The sequence below is a fragment of the Parabacteroides leei genome (assembly GCF_023369805.1).
Taxonomy (GTDB): Bacteria; Bacteroidota; Bacteroidia; order Bacteroidales; family Tannerellaceae; genus Parabacteroides; species Parabacteroides leei.
On sequence record NZ_JAMBQG010000002.1, the window covers coordinates 380,652 to 399,636 of the forward strand.

The following is an 18,985-nucleotide window of genomic DNA, read 5'->3' on the forward strand; positions in this document are numbered from 1 at the left end:
TTCATCGCCTTTTCTTTTATATTGCATAGTCTGTTACCATTCGATAGGTGTCTGGCCTGTCGCTATCAGGTAATCATTTGCTTTACTGAAATGCTTGTTTCCGAAGAAGCCGCGATAAGCCGAAAGGGGTGAAGGGTGTGCTGACTTCAATATCATATTGCGTGAAGCATCGATGAAAGCTCCTTTCCGTTGTGCGTATGATCCCCAGAGGATATAAACGATATGGCTGCGTTCTTCGGCTAGTTTGTGGATAACGGCGTCGGTGAAAGCCTCCCATCCTCTGTTCTGGTGTGAACCGGCCTGATGTGCACGAACCGTCAGAGTTGCGTTCAGTAATAGCACGCCCTGATCAGCCCAGCGCAACAGATTTCCACTGTTGGGCATCGGTTTGCCCAGGTCGCTTTCTATTTCTTTGAATATATTGATCAGCGAAGGAGGGAAAGGCGTTCCGTCCTGCACCGAGAAACAAAGCCCATGTGCTTGTCCCGGTTCGTGATAAGGATCCTGTCCCAGTATAACCACTTTTACCTTTTCAAAAGGGCAATGTTCAAAAGCATTAAAGATATAAGGTCCGGGAGGATATACGGCTCCCTGACGGTATTCCTGTTTTACAAAGTTGATCAACTCATTAAAATAACTTTTCTCAAATTCAGGAGCTAACCGTTCTTTCCAGCTTTCTTCGATCTTTACATCCATAGTTTTATATTATATCAAGTGCATTCCTGCTGCACGGGCTTCCTGACGCATTTCTTCCGGCCAGATACTTGCCTGTATCTCTCCGATATGTGCTTTGCGCAGATAGAACATACACAGACGACTTTGTCCGATACCACCACCGATACTCTGGGGCAATTCGCCGCTCAGTAGGCGTTTGTGGAAGTATAGTTCTCTTTTTTCTTCGGCGTTAGAGATCTTAAGTTGACGTTCCAAAGCTTCTTTATCCACACGGATACCCATAGACGATAATTCAAGCGAGCGGTTCAACACATCGTCCCAAACCAGCAAATCGCCATTCAGTCCGGTCTGGCCGTTTTCAGCCACAGTCGACCAGTCGTCGTAGTCCGGGGCACGTCCGTCATGCTTCTCTCCGTTGCTCAGTTTACATCCTATACCGATAATAAATACGGCTCCGTATTCCTTGCAAATAGCGTCTTCCCGTTCTTTCGGTGTAAAGGTAGGATATTTTTGCAATAAATCCTCGGAATGAATGAAATGAATCTGCTGCGGAAGTGCCGGTCGGATGTTCGGGAACATTTCGTAAACCAGATATTCGGTGCGAACCATAGCGGCATAAATACGCCGTACGATCTCTTTCAGATATTCGATATTGCGTTCACTGGGGCTCATAACCCGTTCCCAGTCCCACTGGTCTACATACAGTGAATGTAGGTTACCCAGTTCTTCGTCCGAACGGATAGCGTTCATATCGGTATATATTCCGTAGCCTTCTTCAATATTATAGTCGGCCAGGGTAAGACGTTTCCACTTGGCCAGTGAATGTACGATTTCGGCTTTTGAGTCGTTCAGGTCTTTGATCGGGAAAGTCACGGCGCGTTCAGTCCCGTTCAGGTCATCGTTGATTCCCATCCCTTTAAGAACGAACAAAGGTGCCGTAACACGGCGCAGCCGTAGTTCGGAAGATAAGTTTTGCTGGAAAAAGTCTTTGATTTTCTTAATCCCCATTTCTGTCTGGGATAGGTTAAGCAAAGCTTTGTATCCTGCAGGTTTAATTAAATAGCTCATATACTTGTTGTGCTTTGTGTTTGTAAAATATGCGTGGCAAAGATAATTATTAATGGTAAAATAGCAATGCAGAAGCCTTTTTTATTTGCAAAATGGCAGGATATATGGCAATGAAGATTGCAAAATATCAAAACATGTGTTGTACAGCAGAAAAAGAAAGATTGTAAAAACTCTTAGCCGCTACATTTGCTTTCCTGCGATATTATATTTACTTTTGCATCGTCTTTGGCCTGGTAGCTTAGTGAATAGAGCGTCAGATTCCGGTTCTGAAGGTCGAGGGTTTGAATCCCTCCCGGGTCACGGTTGCAATTATAAAGGCGACACCCTGTAAAGGATGTCGCCTTTATGTTTCCGTACTTATCCTTAGCCTATCAACATTTGATGGATAATGAACCTATTTTGTTACTGATATCGCGTAACGCAAAGTTTAGTATGTCAATTTCTTCCGGGCTAAGTGAATACACTTGTCCTCTAATAGAATTACCATTAATGCGCTGATATAGCCAAGCACGGCTTTTACCAAAATATTTTTTTGCAATGTAAGAGAGGGAAACAACTTCGGAAATGTCTTTTAGCTGTTCTTTTATCGTGAGCGCTTTGCCAATGTCAGCTATTTCCGACTTGATATCGGCAAGTTCTTCTATCAGATGTTTGCGGATGGCCTCTTTATCTTCCGGTGAAGTGTAGTGGGCCTTCATTTCATCCATGAATAAATCTAACTCCTTTCCGGTAAGGCTATCCATTTTTTTCAAGTCTTCTTTTAAAGTTCTCATATTGCATAGGTTTAAATCCCCTCTGGGGAAGGGAAGTATTACTTTTTCTTTTTTAATTCTTCAATTCGATTTTTTAATTTTGAAATCTCATCTAGCATTTTGTCAGTTTCGATTTCATCTGTATGAGGATCGATTTCAAGTACAGTGACTTTTCGTTTTCAGGAATATATACGGGCTTCAACTTGAGCAATCTTAAATTCCAGTTTTTGAATATCATCCATCTTAGTTTGGTTAACATTAATACTCGTGTTGTCTGATAATGTAAATATACATAATCATTTGGTTATGTGCAAGGGTTAATCCAAATAATTAAACAGATATATTACTTTATCAAAAGTTTCCAATTGATGATTCAGTATGTCCGGATTATCTTGATACTCTTAATCAATAACGGTGTTTGTTTAATTCCTTCGACAGTCATAATAGAGCTCCTTTCTTTTTAATTGTAGTAACGAGTATCCTACTTCGGAGATTTGATACGGTTAATGAATTTGATTTCATACGATAATGTAAAACAAAGGCATCTTTGAATTAGGAGCCAATAGCTTTGTAGTTAGAAAGCTATTAGGTTACAAGGAGTGGAAGCAATGAACATTTCTTTACTTCTTTTGTTTTATATATAGTTATTAATCTTATGTAAAAACTAGATAATATGTTGGCGATATACAGATTTTTATTCCCGTCTAAACCGGATGGAACACCTATTTCACTGTTGTTATTGGCGTTACGTATTCTTTTCGGGGGATTGTTGTTAACTCATGGTATCCAGAAGTGGACTAATTTTTCGGAAATGTCAGCCGTATTCCCTGATCCGCTGGGAGTTGGTAGTCAGGTTTCACTCGGACTTGCTATATTTGGGGAACTGGCTTGTTCGATAGGTTTTATCTTCGGTGCCTTATATCGGTTGGCTATGATACCGATGATCTTTACCATGTGTATGGCATTTTTCGTTATTCACGGAAATGATGCTTTTGCGGTAAAAGAACTTGCCTTTATTTATTTGGTCGTATTTATACTAATGTATATAACCGGGCCGGGTAAGTTCTCAATAGACAGGTTTATCTCTGTGCCGTTGTCGAAAAAGAAAAGATGATTATGAAGTAATATAATAAAAAAAGTCCGTTAATCATTCGACTAACGGACTTTTCTTTTAGTGGGCGTTGACGGATTCGAACCGCCGACCCTCTGCTTGTAAGGCAGATGCTCTGAACCAGCTGAGCTAAACGCCCGATTGAAATCAATTTGGTATAAATGAGTGGGCGTTGACGGATTCGAACCGCCGACCCTCTGCTTGTAAGGCAGATGCTCTGAACCAGCTGAGCTAAACGCCCAAGTTGAAATCAATTGGATATGAAAGGTGGGCGTTGACGGATTCGAACCGCCGACCCTCTGCTTGTAAGGCAGATGCTCTGAACCAGCTGAGCTAAACGCCCTTTCATTACTTCAGTAAGTTTTGTACGCCTTATCTCTCTAAAGCGCTGCAAAGATACGGCTTTTTTTATTACCTCCAAATCTTTCGGCAAAAAAATAGAAAAAAAGTTCATTACTGCCCTTTAGTCTGAAGAAATATAGTAACTTTGCATTCTATATTATTAATGTACATGAAGTAATCGATATCGTTGGCATATCGCCCGAACACTCAGGGTTATAGGTGTATAAACTAAATGAATATGATATTTTCGACACTAACTGCCATATCTCCCGTTGATGGGCGATATAGAAATAAAGCCGAAAACCTGGCGGCTTACTTCTCAGAGTATGCACTTATCAAGTATAGAGTGCAGGTAGAGATAGAGTATTTTATTACTCTTGCTGAGTTCCTTCCACAGTTGAATAGCCTTGCTACAGTGGAAAACAAGGAAGCATTGCGTAAAATTTACCAGGAATTTTCTGTAGAAGATGCAACACGTATCAAGGAGATCGAGAGTGTAACCAACCATGACGTAAAAGCTGTAGAATATTTTATCAAAGAAAAATTCGACCTGCTGGGTTTACAGGATTATAAAGAATTCATCCATTTCGGATTGACGTCACAGGATATTAATAATACCTCTGTGCCTTTGTCTATCAAAGATGCGTTGAATGATGTTTATTATCCGGGTATACAGGAAGTGATAGACATATTGAAGAAGTATGCCGAAGATTGGAGTAACGTTTCTATGCTGGCCAAGACACACGGACAACCGGCTTCTCCTACTCGTTTGGGAAAAGAGATTATGGTGTTTGTTTATCGTCTGGAACAGCAGGTGACTTTGTTGAAATCTATTCCTGTATCTGCTAAGTTCGGCGGTGCAACCGGAAACTTTAATGCACACCATGTGGCGTATCCGTCGTACGACTGGAGAGCTTTCGGTAATAATTTTGTGAATGAAGTGCTGGGACTGAGCCGTGAGGAATGGACTACACAGATTTCGAACTATGATAATCTGGCAGCTATTTTCGACGGTCTGAAGCGTGTGAACACTATACTGATCGACCTGAACCGCGACTTCTGGCAGTATATCTCTATGGAGTATTTCAAACAGAAGATCAAGGCCGGAGAAGTCGGTTCGTCTGCAATGCCTCATAAGGTGAACCCCATTGATTTTGAAAATGCGGAAGGTAACCTGGGTATGGCAAATGCAATACTGGAACACTTAGCTACCAAATTGCCTATTTCTCGTTTGCAGCGGGATTTAACAGACTCTACCGTATTGCGTAACGTCGGTGTACCTTTGGCTCATATCGAGATCGCATTCAAAAGCTTAACAAAAGGGCTGGGTAAACTGTTATTAAATGAGAGCGCCTTGTATCGGGATTTAGATCATTGCTGGGCGGTAGTTGCGGAAGGTATCCAGACGATATTACGTCGCGAAGGATATCCGAAACCTTACGAAGCCTTGAAAGCCTTAACCCGTACAAATGAAGGGATCACTGAAAAATCGATCAGTGACTTTATTGAAACGCTGCAGGTAAGTGATGCAGTAAAAGCTGAATTAAAGGCGATTACGCCGCATAATTATACAGGTATTTAGTGTGAGAATCAACGTAGCCGTGAGGTTACCAATTAATTAATTATTATTAATTTACAACAATGAGCACAGAAGAAAGAGAAGAATCTCAACCGCGTCCTAGAAAGGTGATACCAAGTATCAGACGGGAAAACACAGATCAGGAAGGTGAAAGAAAACCTTACAATCAAGGTTACAGCAGACCTGAGGGAAACAACTATGAACGGAGACCATATAACCGCCCTAGCCGGGATGACCGCGGTGGTTATAATTCTTATGGTGATAACCGCTCATCTTACGGAGATCGCCCGAGCCGTCCCCGTACGTATGACAATCGCGAAGGTGGTGGTTATAACAGCAGACCTTCTTACAACAACCGTGACAATAATCGCGGTGGTTACAGCAATAACCGTGAAGGAGGTTATAACTCAAATCGTGAAGGTGGTTATAGTTCTAACCGTGAAGGCGGATACAACCGTCCTTCTTATGGCAACAATCGCCCCTCTTACGGTAACAATGATCGTTCTTATGGAAACAACGATCGCTCGTATGGTGGTGGTTTCAACCGTCCTTCTCGTCCTAGCTATGACGAAAGACCAGGCAGAGCCTATTCCGCTTCTCCGGAAGGAGATGCAACCGGCGACGGAATGAAGAAAAGAAGACCCAGAGTAGGTGATACTCGTGTCAATTCTTATGACTCGCGTGATAATCGCGGTGGTGGCAGACCTTCATTCGGTAACAATAATCGCGGTGGAGGATATGGAAATAATGGCGGTGGATATGGAAACAGACGTCCGCAGCAACGCCGTACAAACGATTACAACCCGAATGCCAAGTACAACTTCCAGAAACAATTGAAGTATAAAGAAGTATTGGCTGACCCTAACGAACCGATCCGTCTGAACAAATTCTTGTCGAATGCAGGCGTTTGTTCACGTCGTGAAGCTGACGAATTTATTACAGCAGGTGCTGTGAAAGTAAATGATGTAGTGGTAACTGAACTGGGTACTAAAATTACCCGTCAGGATAAGGTTGAATTCAACGATAAACCGGTGCAGATCGAAAGCAAGGTATATATCGTACTGAACAAACCGAAAAACTGTGTAACTACATCCGACGATCCTCAGGAACGTCTTACCGTTATGGATCTGGTGAAGAATGCTTGCCAGGAACGTATCTATCCGGTAGGTCGTCTTGACCGTAACACAACCGGTGTATTGCTTCTTACTAATGATGGCGACTTGGCTTCAAAGCTGACTCACCCGTCATTCAAGAAAAAGAAGATCTATCACGTTTGGTTGGATAAGAACGTTTCTATCGAAGACATGGAAAAGATTGCTAACGGATTGGAGCTGGAAGACGGCGAAATCCATGCAGATGCAATCAGCTATGCCAGCGAAGACGACAAGAGCCAGGTGGGTATCGAAATCCACTCGGGACGTAACCGTATCGTACGCCGTATCTTCGAATCATTGGGATACCATGTAACGAAGTTGGATCGTGTATACTTTGCCGGATTGACCAAAAAGATGCTCGGACGTGGAAAATGGCGTTACCTGAACGAACGTGAGGTGAACGCACTCCGAATGGGCGCTTTTGAATAATAGTAAGATTAGCCGGTAGTCAATACCGGCTATCTTGTTTTGATTATCTAAGAATAAACATATAAACATGGAAACAATTACTAGAACAAAAATTGTAGATGTACTGAAAAGTGAAGCTTATGGTACAGCCGTTAACGTGAAAGGATGGGTGCGTACCCGTCGTGGTAGTAAACAGGTTAGCTTTATTGCGCTGAATGACGGTTCTACAATAAATAATGTTCAGATCGTTGTGGATGTGGAAAAACTGGGTGAAGAATATCTGAAACCCATTACTACCGGTGCTTGTATCAGTGTGAACGGTGAACTGGTAAAATCTCAGGGACAGGGACAGAGTGTAGAGATCCAGGCTACTGAAATTCAGATTTACGGTACGGCCGATCCTGCTACTTATCCGTTGCAGAAGAAAGGACACTCGTTGGAGTTCCTGCGTGAGATAGCTCATTTACGTCCGCGTACCAATACGTTTGGTGCAGTGTTCCGTATCCGTCATAACATGGCGATCGCTATCCACAAGTTCTTTCATGAAAGAGGTTTCTTTTATTTCCATACTCCGATCATTACTGCTTCAGACTGTGAAGGTGCCGGACAGATGTTCCAGGTGACTACAATGAATCTGTATGACTTGAAGAAGGATGAAAATGGTTCTATCATTTATGATGACGATTTCTTCGGCAAACAGGCTAGTCTGACAGTGTCAGGACAGTTGGAAGGTGAATTGGCTGCCATGTCTTTAGGCTCTATCTATACGTTCGGACCGACATTCCGTGCAGAGAACTCCAATACTCCACGCCACCTGGCCGAGTTCTGGATGATCGAACCGGAAGTTGCCTTCAACGAGATCGAAGAGAATATGCAGCTGGCTGAAGACTTTATCAAATATTGTATTCAATGGGCTTTGGATAACTGTATGGATGATATCCAGTTCCTGAACAATATGTTTGATAAGGAACTGATAGAACGTCTGCAATTCGTCCTGAAACATAACTTTGTCCGTCTGCCTTATACGGAAGGTGTCAAGATCCTGGAAGAAGCAGTGGCTAAAGGGCATAAGTTCGAATTCCCGATCTATTGGGGGGCTGACCTTGCTTCAGAGCATGAACGTTATTTGGTGGAAGAGCACTTTAAATGTCCTGTTATTCTGACTGACTATCCGAAAGAAATAAAATCTTTCTATATGAAGCAGAATGAAGATGGAAAGACGGTACGTGCCATGGACGTATTATTCCCGAAGATCGGAGAGATTATCGGTGGTTCACAGCGTGAAGAGGATTATGAAAAACTGGCAAGACGTGCTTCAGAAATGGGTGTACCTGAAAAGGATATCTGGTGGTATATGGATACCCGTCGTTTCGGTACAGCGCCTCATTCCGGCTTTGGTCTGGGATTTGAACGTCTGTTGTTATTCGTTACGGGTATGACGAATATTCGCGACGTAATTCCTTTCCCGAGAACTCCGAATAATGCAGAGTTTTAATAAAACATCCCTGCTTTAAGGCAGGGATGTTTTCAATAATAAAAAAGGACTTTCCGATATCGGAAAGTCCTTTTTTATTTATTATTCGTCATCCAGATCAATCGGTATTTGTCTCTTGAATGCTTCTTTGAAAGAGATCAGCGATTCTGTACGGGCTAATCCTAACGGCTGAAGTTTATTGTGGATGATATTCAGTAAGTGCTGATTGTTTTTTGCGTATATTTTGATAAACAGGTCATATTGCCCCGTAGTGTAATGACATTCCACTACTTCCGGAATCTTCTTTAATGCCTCTGTAACGGAAGGGAACTGTCCCGGTGATTTCAGGAATAACCCCATATAAGCGCAAGTCTCATATCCGACTTTTGTATTATCGACGATAAACTCAGATCCTTTGATAACCCCTAGGTTGGTAAGTTTCTGAATTCTCTGGTGTATGGCTGCTCCTGATACATTACATTCCCTGGCTACTTCCAGAAAAGGCATTCGGGCATTCCCTATGATCAGTTTTAATATTTTTTCATCCAATTCATCAAGTTGATGGTGTGCCATAATTTCTGTATATTTGTATTTCTGTTATTCTGTGTGTTACATTTAAATACAAATATAGTCAAACTATAATGATTAGATGCTATAATTCGTCCAATTATTTTATTTCGTAAGTTTTCTTTTATTAATCAATCAATATTATAAGAGTATGAGTTTAAGTGCGGTAATCGAATGCAGGCCGGTAAAAGATTTTTCCGATCCTTTGTTGGATAAAGTAGAAAAGACATATAACGATTCCTTTCCGGAAGCCGAACGACGGGTATTTTCTCTAGTGAAAGAACTGGTAAAAGAAGAGCCCCGTTTTACTGTATATACATTGTTTAGGAACGGAGCTTATGCGGGTTTTATTACTGCCTGGCAATTTGAGTCTTTTGCTTATGTGGAGCATTTTGCCATCGATGAGTCAGCGCGTAACGGTGGAATAGGAGCAGAGGCTATGAGGCAGTTTATGGCTTTGTGTGACGTTCCTGTGATATTGGAGGTGGAAATACCTTCTGAAGAGATGAGTAAACGCAGAATCGGCTTCTATGAACGTTTAGGATATGCTTTGGATAATCATGTCTATTACCAGCCTCCTTATCGTCAGGGAGAAGAGTTTCTGGAAATGCGTTTGATGTCTTATGGTAATATAGACCTGCAACAATCTTTTGAAGAGGTAAAAGATTGTATTCACCGTTATGTATATGGTGTCAAATAGATTCGGTTTTTATCCCAATAAAAAAGGCAGAACTTTTAGTCCTGCCTTTTTCTTTATTCTAGAATTAATTAATCCACTTTTTGTCTTGCAGAATAACTAATCTTCAATGCGTATGCTTCACGAAGCGCCTGTTTTACGTCTGTAATAACACCCATCTTGGTTTCTTTATCCGCCTTGATAGATACAGTCATAAACGGCTGGTCTTCCTCTTTCATACTTGACTTTTCCTGAGCGATGTAATCTTGAATCTCATCAACGTCTGCGATCTGATCGTTCAACTGCAGACGAGTTTCAGAACCCATTTTCGCTCTCAGTTCCTGAGTCGGCTTACCAACATAAATGAATGTTACCAATGATTTCTTTTCCAACTTCTGAAGCTCTGTAGCCTGAGGAGCCTGGAATACCACCTTTAAAGTAACTTCACGCATAGAAGTAACCATCATGATGAAGAACAAGAAAGCAAATACCAAGTCAGGTAATGATGAGGTATTTAATTCGGGCATTTCTCTTCCACCCGCTTTACTAAATTTTCCCATTACTTTTTGTCTCCATAATTTTTAGGTTCTGCTTCGGAAATCTTCTGAGGATAGATCACCTGTACAGCCTTTTGTTGTTCTTCTTCCAAATCTGCAAAAGCTTTACCGAATTTCTTTCTGGCAACATCGTCTCTCAGTTCGTTATAGGCTCTTGCCAATTCGTTCTGAACGTCGATGTAGGCCTGGTATTCCGTACCGCGGTCATTCTGTAAAGAGATAACGTGATTTTTCGTTACCATCATTTTACCATAGAACGGTACATCTACTTCTACCTTTTCGGGTTTATGCTCATCGTTATAAGGATTTTCAATGAATTCTTTAACCTTGTCTTTCAATTGCTTAATATCGATGAATTGATTATCACAGAGAATTTGGTTGTTACTGTTGATCAGTACTACCAGAATATTTCTCTTTTTGATATCCATTTCTTCATTTTTCTTCTGATCTTTGGGTACAGGAGGCGGTAAACGTCTTGCCAAACCTTTATCTGTATCCATTGATGTAGTAATAAGGAAGAAGATAAGCAACATGAAAGCAATATCGGCTGAAGAAGTCGCATTCATTGCGGGCACTTTTCTTTTTTTTCTTCCCATATCGCTTGATTTGTTTTATATCGTATTCTTATTACTATTATCTATTAAGCATTCTTTTTACAGAGCCGGCAGCAACAGCAACAATGATTAAAATCATCAAAATAGCTGAAGAATAAATCCACATGTCTGTAATTTTGAGCCAAAGAGGAATATTGTATTCCTGTGAATCTGCATTCAAACCTTTCAAAGGTGTTGCATCGCCTATTGAATAAGTGATTAACAACATTGCTGCGAAGCAAATGATAACGATGAATGATGCTAATGCTGATTTCGGACTGGTTTTCAATAATGATGTAAATTGCCAAATAGCGAATATTACTGTACTAACAATTGTCACGAAGAACAATACACTTGTCCAGTTGAGCAATAAGCCAGTATATATAGGCTCTTTCATTTCAACAGAAGGGTCTACAACGCCTCCTGCGTAGAACATACCCAATACGACAATACTGATAATAGATGTGAGCAGTAATGTCCAGCTGGATATTTTTCTTATTTTAGTAACTGCCATAATTCTGAATTATTTTTTGAATTTAAGGTTGTATTTGATAACCATATCAAGCAATGTGATAGAAGCATCTTCCATCTGGTTCAGGATAGCTTCCAGTTTGCTCAACAAATAGTTATAGAATACCTGAAGGATCAAAGCAACAACAAGACCACCTACTGTTGTGATCAAAGCCACTTTCATACCACCAGCAACAACCGTCGGGCTGATATCACCAACCTGTTCGATTTTATCGAACGCCATAACCATACCTACTACAGTACCCAAGAATCCTAATGACGGAGCCATAGCGATAAACAATGTGATCCAAGACATGTTCTTTTCCAAAAGACCACCCTGTACACCACCGTAAGATACGATTGATTTTTCAACAACGTCGATACCCTGATCAATTCTCATTAAACCTTGGTAAGCAATAGAAGCGATAGGACCTCTTGTGTCGCGAGCAATAGCTTTTGCACCTTCTACATCACCTTTATCAAGTGCATCTTCGATACCTTTTAATAATTTGCTGGCATTAGTTTCAGCTAAGTTCAGATAAATAATTCTTTCAAGGCAGAATGCCAAACCGAAAATCAAAGCGATAGCAACCAAACTCATGAAGTCTGCACCACCCTCGATGAACTTAACTTTTAAAGCCTGGTACATACCACCTTCAACAACTTGTTCAGCTCCGGCTGCAGCGTCCTGCGCGAATGCTACGGTAGAGATTCCAAGGGCACATAAACCCATGAATGTTTTTGCAAAATACTTTTTCATTGTGTGTTTAATTTTTAAGATTAATAATTCTCTTATTTGTTTTTATTTTTGTTGTTAATAATATCCTCATGGTATCTAAGCGGAGAGAGCGGGATTCGAACCCGCGATACACTTTAGGCGTATACACGCTTTCCAGGCGTGCCTCTTCAACCACTCGAGCATCTCTCCAATTTTCAGCCTTCGTCTCCTCTAAAACGAGCGCAAAATACGAAAAAAATCGCATATGCAAACGTTTCAGTGCACAAATCTAAAGTTTTTGCTTGACATATACACAATATCTGGCGGAATAAATTTGGTCTTCCAGCTGAAAAAGTCAAACTACGCATGTTTATTAGTAATTTTAAATAAATCCAGTGCGTTTTTTCTTGTTATTTCTACCGTTTCACCCAGTGTAAGACCATATGTGTCCGCTACCTTTTCTGCCGTTTTCCATATATATACGGGCTCATTTCGTTTCCCCCGATATGGGACAGGAGCCAGGTATGGAGCGTCAGTTTCGAGTACTATGTTGTTAATGTCGGTAGATAAAATTGTCTCCGACAGTTTTGAATTTTTAAAAGTAATTACCCCGTTAATACCCAATTTGAATTTTTTTAATTTCTTAATTTCTTCCAGTTCAGTCTTTGTACCTGTAAAACTATGGAAAACTCCCTTTAGTTTTTCGGCTCCGACTTTATGGATACTCTCAAGAACTTCCGGGTAAGCCTCTCTTGTATGGATCGCAACCGGGAGATCGAGATCGATGCTCCATTTTAGTTGTTCTTCGAATACTATTATCTGTTCTTTCAGGTATGTCTTATCCCAGTATAAGTCTATTCCGATCTCTCCAATACCACAATAAGGCCGTTTGTAGAGATAGGATTCCGTTTTTTTTAGCGTGTCAATATAGTGTTCGTCCACACTTGTCGGGTGTAATCCCATCATCGGATAGGCAAAATCGGGAAAACGGTCGCATAGGTCATGCATCCGTTCTATCGTTGTGAGATCGACATTCGGGAGAAGCAATGTGTCGATACCCGATTTCAGGGCGGCATCAACCAGTGCATCTTGTTCCGGGTCGAATTCTTCCAGGTACAGATGGTTATGCGTATCTATTAAATTCATGTGATTAAGACTGGCGATACATTAAATGGTTACTTACTTCTTTTAATATAGTCAGTTTTTCCTGCGATACATTTAATGCGGAGAGATGTTCCATTGCTTTGTCGTAATATCCCTGCATTTTAGCCGTTGTGATATCTTTTAGATTTAATGTATTATATATGGCAGTGATTGCTTTGATTTTCTCAGCGGGGATGAAAGACTCTTTACCTATCCAGTCTTTTAGGATTTGCTTTTGTTCCATGCTGGCGAGTTCAAAAGCATGTATCAACAGGAATGTTTTCTTGTTGCAGATAATGTCTCCACCGATATTTTTTCCGAATGTCGCTGTATCTCCATATACATCCAGCAGATCGTCTTGCAATTGGAATGCGAGTCCGATGTTTATTCCGAACTCATAAAGATTCGTGGCATCTTCTTTGGATGCACCTCCCATGATAGCACCTGTTTTTAAGCTACAGGCAAGCAGAACTGCGGTTTTTAACCGGATCATTTCTATATATTCCGCTTCTGTAACATCCGTCCGTGATTCAAACTCCATATCATATTGCTGGCCGCCGCATATCTCGAGTGCGGTGGTAGTGAACAGGTCGAACACTTCTTTCAGATGTTCCGGTTCCGTTTTTCCGATCAGTTGATAAGCGGCGATTAACATTGCATCTCCGGAAAGGATTGCCGTGTTGTCATTCCATACCTTATGAACTGTCGGTTTGTTTCTTCTTTTGTCAGCCTTATCCATCAGGTCGTCATGCAATAGGGTAAAGTTATGGAAAACTTCTATTCCCAATGCCGGGTTGATCACGTTGTCTACATTTTCACGGTATAAATTACAGGCCATTAATGCCAATGCCGGACGGATCCTTTTTCCTCCCAATGACAGTATGTATTCGATCGGGTCGTATAAACTTTTAGGGGGATATTCGAAACTGAGTTGAGATATTTCGTTTTCTATTTTTTGCAGGATCTCGTTGAAAGATAACATATCGATATTGAATTATAGATAAGACAAAATAAAAAAAGGCTGCAAGTTTACAGCAGCCTTTTTAATATGTTTAGAAATTATTATTGTAATCTGAAAGTTACAGGTACTGTATATTTTACACGTACAGGTTTACCTCTCTGCTTACCAGGAGACCATTTGGGCATGCTATTGATCACACGCAAGGCTTCTTTATCCAGAGATGGGTCTACACCACGGATAACTTCTGCGTCAACAATAGAACCGTCACGGTTTACAACGAACGAACAAGTTACACGACCTTGAATACCGTTTTCCTGTGCAATAACCGGATACTTGATTGATTTTGCAAGGTATTTCAGCAATTCACCCTGTCCACCCGGGAATTCCGGCATTGTTTCTACGACTGTGAAGATCTGTTGAGCGGATTCTTCTTCTTCTTCTACAACTGCAGGTGCCACATAAGCTTCAACCTGTGCTGAAGTCTGGTCATCCTCAGATGAGATAAGATCCACTTGATCCAGTTCCACGTCGTCATCCACAATGTTCAGTTGTTCTACTGCAGCAGGTGCTGGTGGTGGGGGTGGTGGAGGAGGCGTATCCTCCGGTCTTGTAATTTCAATTTCCTCTTCAGCGATGATATCAGCGACGCCTTCTGTTTGGACTACCTGAATATCACGGGTTCCCCATTCGAACCCAACGAATAGAACGGCTAAGCCAACAACCATACCCATCAGGATACCGAGTGTTTTGCCCCCTTCTAAGTCCGCTTTCGGTGATTTCTTAATTTCCATACTCTTATAATGTTTAAATATGTGTTTTCCAGTACGCAAAAATACAAATTATTTTATATATCAATAGTAAACTGGGAAAAATACTTTTATATTTTCGTTTTTTTTTGAACCGAAAGAAAAATAACAGTGTTTATATACCTTTTTCCTGTTTTTTCCGTTTCTGTTTATGAAATATGTAATAACCGTATTTATATCTTTGTACGCATTTTGTTGAAAAATATGAGAAATATATTAGCTGTATTGTTCCTTTCGTTCTTTGTGCAATCTGTCGCGGCCCAAACCGGAGAGCAGGTGTTTACTTTTTTGAACTACCCTTCATCGACCAGGGCGAATGCTCTTGGAGGTCATACCGTGTCCCTGATAGAAAGGGATCCTTCCCTTATTTTTCATAACCCGGCTTTGCTGGGAGGTGAAATGGACGGTATGATAAACCTGAACTATATGAATTATATAGCAGACGTAAATGTTGGAAGCGCCCTGTTTACAAAAGCGTTCCGTGAACGTGGAGCCTGGGGTGTCGGAGTCAATTATTTCCATAACGGGAAATTCATAGGGATGGATGAGCATAATCAGCCGACCGCTGATTTTACGGCAAACGATATTGCTGTCAATGGTTTTTTCTCGTATGATTTATCGGAACGTTGGCGCGGAGGTGTTTCCATGAAGTTCCTCTATTCCAATTATGATATTTATACATCGCTAGGACTTGCGGTGGATGCCGGGTTGAGTTATTATAATTCGGAAAAAGAGTTCTCTTTCGGTTTTGTGTTCAAAAATATCGGTGCACAGTTGAAACCCTACAATGATGATCGTCAGAAAATGCCTTGGGATATTCAGATGGGTATTTCAAAAAAGATGAATCATGCCCCTTTCCGTCTATCCGTTACAGCGATGCATCTGAATCGTTGGAAATTCGACTATCTGGATGATACTGATCCCGACTATAAAGGTGATAACTTCGCCCAGGCATTGTTTAAGCATTTTGTGTTCGGAGTAGATTATATACCCAGTGAGAATTTCTGGATTGGTGTCGGTTTTAATCCGAAGACAAAGATGGATATGAAGCTCCAGGGGGGAGGAAATGGGTTATCCGGTTTCTCGGCCGGTGCCGGCGTGAAGATCAAAATGTTCGACGTAGGTGTTTCTTTCGCCAAATATCATCCTTCAGCCATGTCGATGATGGTCAGCGTTTCTACTACACTGGCCGATTTTAAACCTTGAAAATATAATTAAAGTAAGAATGAAAAAGATAGTGATCGCCATAGATGGTGTTTCTTCAACAGGAAAAAGTACCATGGCAAAAGATCTCGCCAAAGAGATTGGTTATACGTATATAGATACCGGAGCTATGTACCGGGCTGTAACATTATATTGTATTCAGCATAATCTGTTCAAGGGAGACCGGATCGATGAGGAAAAGCTTCAGGCGGCAATGAACGATATCCATATATCCCTTCGTTTCAATCCGGAAACCGGACGACCAGATACTTACCTGAACGGTGTTAAAGTTGAAAAGGAAATACGCGGAATGGAAGTGGCAAGTTGGGTAAGTCCTGTGGCCACGTTGGGGTTTGTCCGTCGTGCCTTAGTCGCCATGCAGCAGGAGATGGGTAAAGAAAAGGGGATCATAATGGACGGAAGAGATATCGGAACTGTTGTTTTTCCGGATGCAGAACTGAAAATATATGTAACCGCCAGTCCGGAGGTTCGTGCGCAACGTCGTCTGGATGAACTGAAAGCCAAAGGGGAGGCTGCCTCTTATGAGGAAGTTCTTGAAAATGTGAAAACCCGCGATCATATCGATTCGACCCGTAAGGAAAGTCCCCTGCGTAAAGCAGACGATGCGCTAGTATTGGATAACTCGCATATGACCATTGCTGAACAAAAAGCATGGCTGCTTGTTCAATATGAAAAAGCTATCTCTAAATAGGTAACAGTTACAATGATTGAAGTAGAAATAGATAAAGGCTCCGGCTTCTGTTTTGGGGTTGTGACAGCTATTGAAAGTGCAGAACGTGAACTTAACAATACCGATATATTATATTGTTTAGGGGATATCGTGCACAATAGCCTGGAGGTTGAGCGGTTGCAGGCACATGGCTTGCGGACGATCGATCATAGAGAGTTCTCTACTTTGAAAGGAAAAAAAGTCTTGCTTCGTGCTCATGGAGAACCTCCTTCAACCTATGAGATTGCCCGGAAGAACGATATTACAATCGTCGATGCCACTTGTCCGGTAGTTCTTCAATTACAACGTAAAATACATAAATGTTACCAGGAAACCCGTATCAACAATACGCAACTGGTCATATATGGTAAGAAAGGGCACGCCGAAGTGAACGGTCTTGTCGGACAGACGGAAGGAACCGCTATTGTCGTGGAAAAGATCGAAGACCTGGATCGTCTGGATTTTAACCGGGATATCTGCCTGTTCTCTCAAACGACCAAATCGCTGGACGGTTTCCGTAAAGTCGTGAAAGAGATAGAACAACGTAGAGCTGAAAATGTCCGCTTTGAATATCACGATACAATCTGCCGCCAGGTAGCCAATCGTCTTCCCAATATCAAAGCTTTTGCATCCAGCCATGACTGGGTCTATTTTGTAGCCGGGAAGAAAAGTTCGAACGGAAAGATGTTGCTGGAAGAATGTCGTAAGGCAAATCCCAACACGATCTTCATTTCGGAAGTGAAGGAGATTACCGAACCGCTTCCGGCCGGAGTACGCCGGGTAGGCGTTTGTGGGGCCACATCCACTCCGAAATGGCTGATGGAAGAGGTGGCTGTCCGTATTCAGGAACTGAATGCCGGGCGTTGATAGAATGATTAAGATTTCATTAAGTTTCAGAGAAAATGAAAGAATGTTGGCAAATAATTATTATTTTTGCCGCGAATAATATAAAATAAAGACGCTATGTCTACTATTAAATGTATTGGCATTTTAACGTCCGGAGGTGATGCTCCCGGAATGAACGCTGCCATCCGTGCAGTGACGCGTTCCGCTATTTATAACGGGATTAGGGTTAAAGGTATTTTTCGAGGCTACAGAGGATTGATCACAGGTGAAATTGAAGAATTCAAGACTCAGAATGTAAGTAACATTATCCAGCGTGGTGGAACAATATTGAAAACAGCTCGTTGTATGGAGTTTAAAACTCCTGAAGGCCGTAAGCAGGCATACGACAAGTTGGTGGAAGAAGGTATCGATGCTTTGATTACCATTGGTGGTGACGGTACATTGACCGGTGCCCGCATATTTGCACAGGAATTCAATTATCCGATAGTCGGTGTTCCGGGAACGATCGATAACGACCTGTATGGTACGGATGTTACGATCGGATACGACACTGCCCTGAATACGATCATGGAATGTGTCGATAAGATTCGCGATACCGCCACATCCCACGATCGTTTGTTCTTTATCGAAGTGATGGGACGAGATGCAGGTTTCCTCGCACTGAACGGTGCGATTGCTTCAGGTGCAGAAGCTGCGATCATCCCGGAAATATCTATGGAGAAGGACCAGTTGGCGGAAATGATCGAAAATGGTTTCCGTAAGTCAAAGAACAGTAGTATCGTACTGGTTGCCGAAAGTGAAGTAACCGGCGGTGCAATGGGGGTGGCCGAACGTGTGAAGAATGAATATCCGCAGTTCGATGTTCGTGTCTCTATCCTGGGACACTTGCAGCGTGGTGGATCGCCTACGGCACAAGACCGTATCCTGGCAACCCGTATGGGGGTCGGTGCTGTCGATGCGTTACTGGACGATCAGCGTAACGTGATGATGGGTATACAGAATGACCAGATCGTATACGTGCCGTTCTCCAAGGCTATTAAGAATGATAAACCGATCAACCGTGATTTATTGAATACACTTCGTGTGTCTTCCATCTAAACATGAGTTTCAGA

At 41.7% G+C, this 18,985-nt stretch carries 20 protein-coding genes and 5 tRNA genes; 10 read left to right on the forward strand and 15 right to left on the reverse strand.

The features are described from left to right. Window positions 1-33: 33 nt before the first annotated feature. Window positions 34-696 (reverse strand): uracil-DNA glycosylase, encoded by a 663-nt coding sequence (locus M1P97_RS05240; RefSeq protein ID WP_129729552.1) that lies wholly within the window; start codon window positions 694-696, stop codon window positions 34-36. A 9-nt stretch (window positions 697-705) separates the two neighbouring features. Continuing rightward, the gene (gene asnA, locus M1P97_RS05245) at window positions 706-1,743 is read right to left on the reverse strand and encodes an aspartate--ammonia ligase (protein WP_075556114.1); all 1,038 of its coding nucleotides are present in this window, start codon (window positions 1,741-1,743) and stop codon (window positions 706-708) included. A 227-nt stretch (window positions 1,744-1,970) separates the two neighbouring features. On the opposite strand from asnA, the gene M1P97_RS05250 reads away from it, so the two are divergent. Continuing rightward, window positions 1,971-2,043: transfer RNA gene (locus M1P97_RS05250), tRNA-Arg, on the forward strand. A gap of 71 nt (window positions 2,044-2,114) precedes the next feature. On the opposite strand, the gene M1P97_RS05255 is transcribed toward M1P97_RS05250, so the two are convergent. Continuing rightward, on the reverse strand, window positions 2,115-2,516 hold the full coding sequence (locus tag M1P97_RS05255; RefSeq protein ID WP_195370767.1) for a DUF5053 domain-containing protein: 402 nt from the start codon (window positions 2,514-2,516) through the stop codon (window positions 2,115-2,117). Window positions 2,517-3,168: 652 nt separating this feature from the next. Between M1P97_RS05255 and M1P97_RS05260 the strand changes: the two genes are divergently transcribed. Continuing rightward, window positions 3,169-3,609, forward strand: a complete 441-nt coding sequence (locus M1P97_RS05260; RefSeq protein WP_249388564.1) for a DoxX family protein — start codon at window positions 3,169-3,171, stop codon at window positions 3,607-3,609. 61 nt (window positions 3,610-3,670) lie between these two features. Here the strand turns inward: M1P97_RS05260 and M1P97_RS05265 are convergent. The 3 genes from M1P97_RS05265 to M1P97_RS05275 all read right to left on the reverse strand — a co-directional run bounded on the left by M1P97_RS05265 (window position 3,671) and on the right by M1P97_RS05275 (window position 3,949). Further along, window positions 3,671-3,745: transfer RNA gene (locus tag M1P97_RS05265), tRNA-Val, on the reverse strand. 27 nt (window positions 3,746-3,772) lie between these two features. Further along, window positions 3,773-3,847: transfer RNA gene (locus M1P97_RS05270), tRNA-Val, on the reverse strand. Between the two features lie 27 nt (window positions 3,848-3,874). Next, window positions 3,875-3,949 (reverse strand) — tRNA-Val (locus tag M1P97_RS05275). 237 nt (window positions 3,950-4,186) lie between these two features. Here M1P97_RS05275 and purB point away from each other — a divergent pair. The 3 genes from purB to asnS all read left to right on the forward strand — a co-directional run bounded on the left by purB (window position 4,187) and on the right by asnS (window position 8,584). Continuing rightward, window positions 4,187-5,530 carry an adenylosuccinate lyase gene (purB, locus tag M1P97_RS05280; RefSeq protein WP_249388609.1) on the forward strand — a complete coding sequence of 448 codons (1,344 nt, stop codon included), beginning with the start codon at window positions 4,187-4,189 and terminating at the stop codon, window positions 5,528-5,530. 59 nt (window positions 5,531-5,589) lie between these two features. Further along, window positions 5,590-7,110, forward strand: a complete 1,521-nt coding sequence (locus tag M1P97_RS05285; RefSeq protein WP_195370773.1) for a pseudouridine synthase — start codon at window positions 5,590-5,592, stop codon at window positions 7,108-7,110. A 67-nt stretch (window positions 7,111-7,177) separates the two neighbouring features. Then, a complete protein-coding gene (gene asnS, locus M1P97_RS05290; RefSeq protein WP_249388565.1) occupies window positions 7,178-8,584 on the forward strand; it encodes an asparagine--tRNA ligase in 1,407 nt (468 codons plus the stop codon). An 81-nt stretch (window positions 8,585-8,665) separates the two neighbouring features. Here asnS and M1P97_RS05295 read toward each other — a convergent pair whose 3' ends face one another. After that, the gene (locus M1P97_RS05295) at window positions 8,666-9,136 is read right to left on the reverse strand and encodes an Lrp/AsnC family transcriptional regulator (protein WP_007654892.1); all 471 of its coding nucleotides are present in this window, start codon (window positions 9,134-9,136) and stop codon (window positions 8,666-8,668) included. 145 nt (window positions 9,137-9,281) lie between these two features. On the opposite strand from M1P97_RS05295, the gene M1P97_RS05300 reads away from it, so the two are divergent. Beyond that, window positions 9,282-9,830, forward strand: coding sequence for a GNAT family N-acetyltransferase (locus tag M1P97_RS05300; protein WP_249388566.1), 549 nt, complete (start codon window positions 9,282-9,284; stop codon window positions 9,828-9,830). 68 nt (window positions 9,831-9,898) lie between these two features. Here M1P97_RS05300 and M1P97_RS05305 read toward each other — a convergent pair whose 3' ends face one another. From M1P97_RS05305 to M1P97_RS05340, 8 genes are all read right to left on the reverse strand, one after another. After that, complete coding sequence (locus M1P97_RS05305; protein ID WP_075556121.1) at window positions 9,899-10,366, reverse strand: ExbD/TolR family protein; 468 nt, start codon at window positions 10,364-10,366, stop codon at window positions 9,899-9,901. Continuing rightward, entirely contained in the window at window positions 10,366-10,959 is a 594-nt protein-coding gene (locus M1P97_RS05310) for a biopolymer transporter ExbD (protein WP_195370779.1), read from the reverse strand. Before M1P97_RS05310 ends, M1P97_RS05305 begins: the two co-directional genes overlap by 1 nt. 37 nt (window positions 10,960-10,996) lie before the next feature. After that, the gene (locus M1P97_RS05315; protein WP_195370781.1) at window positions 10,997-11,470 is read right to left on the reverse strand and encodes a hypothetical protein; all 474 of its coding nucleotides are present in this window, start codon (window positions 11,468-11,470) and stop codon (window positions 10,997-10,999) included. A gap of 9 nt (window positions 11,471-11,479) precedes the next feature. Continuing rightward, window positions 11,480-12,226, reverse strand: a complete 747-nt coding sequence (locus M1P97_RS05320; RefSeq protein ID WP_075556124.1) for a MotA/TolQ/ExbB proton channel family protein — start codon at window positions 12,224-12,226, stop codon at window positions 11,480-11,482. Window positions 12,227-12,306: 80 nt separating this feature from the next. Then, window positions 12,307-12,394 (reverse strand) — tRNA-Ser (locus tag M1P97_RS05325). 150 nt (window positions 12,395-12,544) lie between these two features. Next, window positions 12,545-13,330, reverse strand: coding sequence for a TatD family hydrolase (locus tag M1P97_RS05330; protein ID WP_195370783.1), 786 nt, complete (start codon window positions 13,328-13,330; stop codon window positions 12,545-12,547). Between the two features lie 4 nt (window positions 13,331-13,334). Further along, window positions 13,335-14,309, reverse strand: coding sequence for a polyprenyl synthetase family protein (locus M1P97_RS05335; RefSeq protein WP_195370785.1), 975 nt, complete (start codon window positions 14,307-14,309; stop codon window positions 13,335-13,337). A gap of 80 nt (window positions 14,310-14,389) precedes the next feature. Then, entirely contained in the window at window positions 14,390-15,079 is a 690-nt protein-coding gene (locus M1P97_RS05340; RefSeq protein WP_075556852.1) for an energy transducer TonB, read from the reverse strand. Window positions 15,080-15,298: 219 nt separating this feature from the next. On the opposite strand from M1P97_RS05340, the gene porQ reads away from it, so the two are divergent. The 4 genes from porQ (at window position 15,299) to pfkA (ending at window position 18,971) form a co-directional block, all read left to right on the forward strand. Beyond that, the gene (porQ, locus tag M1P97_RS05345) at window positions 15,299-16,300 is read left to right on the forward strand and encodes a type IX secretion system protein PorQ (RefSeq protein ID WP_195370787.1); all 1,002 of its coding nucleotides are present in this window, start codon (window positions 15,299-15,301) and stop codon (window positions 16,298-16,300) included. 19 nt (window positions 16,301-16,319) lie between these two features. Next, a complete protein-coding gene (gene cmk / locus M1P97_RS05350) occupies window positions 16,320-17,009 on the forward strand; it encodes a (d)CMP kinase (RefSeq protein ID WP_195370789.1) in 690 nt (229 codons plus the stop codon). 12 nt (window positions 17,010-17,021) lie between these two features. Beyond that, window positions 17,022-17,894 (forward strand): 4-hydroxy-3-methylbut-2-enyl diphosphate reductase, encoded by an 873-nt coding sequence (locus tag M1P97_RS05355; protein ID WP_195370791.1) that lies wholly within the window; start codon window positions 17,022-17,024, stop codon window positions 17,892-17,894. Between the two features lie 96 nt (window positions 17,895-17,990). Then, complete coding sequence (gene pfkA / locus M1P97_RS05360; protein ID WP_195370793.1) at window positions 17,991-18,971, forward strand: 6-phosphofructokinase; 981 nt, start codon at window positions 17,991-17,993, stop codon at window positions 18,969-18,971. Window positions 18,972-18,985 lie beyond the last annotated feature (14 nt).

Coding starts and splice junctions, on each gene's coding strand:
- M1P97_RS05240 (WP_129729552.1), bottom strand. CDS start 696: ATGGATGTAAAGATCGAAGAAAGCTGGAAAGAACGGTTAGCTCCTGAA.
- asnA (WP_075556114.1), bottom strand. CDS start 1,743: ATGAGCTATTTAATTAAACCTGCAGGATACAAAGCTTTGCTTAACCTA.
- M1P97_RS05255 (WP_195370767.1), bottom strand. CDS start 2,516: ATGAGAACTTTAAAAGAAGACTTGAAAAAAATGGATAGCCTTACCGGA.
- M1P97_RS05260 (WP_249388564.1), top strand. CDS start 3,169: ATGTTGGCGATATACAGATTTTTATTCCCGTCTAAACCGGATGGAACA.
- purB (WP_249388609.1), top strand. CDS start 4,187: ATGATATTTTCGACACTAACTGCCATATCTCCCGTTGATGGGCGATAT.
- M1P97_RS05285 (WP_195370773.1), top strand. CDS start 5,590: ATGAGCACAGAAGAAAGAGAAGAATCTCAACCGCGTCCTAGAAAGGTG.
- asnS (WP_249388565.1), top strand. CDS start 7,178: ATGGAAACAATTACTAGAACAAAAATTGTAGATGTACTGAAAAGTGAA.
- M1P97_RS05295 (WP_007654892.1), bottom strand. CDS start 9,136: ATGGCACACCATCAACTTGATGAATTGGATGAAAAAATATTAAAACTG.
- M1P97_RS05300 (WP_249388566.1), top strand. CDS start 9,282: ATGAGTTTAAGTGCGGTAATCGAATGCAGGCCGGTAAAAGATTTTTCC.
- M1P97_RS05305 (WP_075556121.1), bottom strand. CDS start 10,366: ATGGGAAAATTTAGTAAAGCGGGTGGAAGAGAAATGCCCGAATTAAAT.
- M1P97_RS05310 (WP_195370779.1), bottom strand. CDS start 10,959: ATGGGAAGAAAAAAAAGAAAAGTGCCCGCAATGAATGCGACTTCTTCA.
- M1P97_RS05315 (WP_195370781.1), bottom strand. CDS start 11,470: ATGGCAGTTACTAAAATAAGAAAAATATCCAGCTGGACATTACTGCTC.
- M1P97_RS05320 (WP_075556124.1), bottom strand. CDS start 12,226: ATGAAAAAGTATTTTGCAAAAACATTCATGGGTTTATGTGCCCTTGGA.
- M1P97_RS05330 (WP_195370783.1), bottom strand. CDS start 13,330: ATGAATTTAATAGATACGCATAACCATCTGTACCTGGAAGAATTCGAC.
- M1P97_RS05335 (WP_195370785.1), bottom strand. CDS start 14,309: ATGTTATCTTTCAACGAGATCCTGCAAAAAATAGAAAACGAAATATCT.
- M1P97_RS05340 (WP_075556852.1), bottom strand. CDS start 15,079: ATGGAAATTAAGAAATCACCGAAAGCGGACTTAGAAGGGGGCAAAACA.
- porQ (WP_195370787.1), top strand. CDS start 15,299: ATGAGAAATATATTAGCTGTATTGTTCCTTTCGTTCTTTGTGCAATCT.
- cmk (WP_195370789.1), top strand. CDS start 16,320: ATGAAAAAGATAGTGATCGCCATAGATGGTGTTTCTTCAACAGGAAAA.
- M1P97_RS05355 (WP_195370791.1), top strand. CDS start 17,022: ATGATTGAAGTAGAAATAGATAAAGGCTCCGGCTTCTGTTTTGGGGTT.
- pfkA (WP_195370793.1), top strand. CDS start 17,991: ATGTCTACTATTAAATGTATTGGCATTTTAACGTCCGGAGGTGATGCT.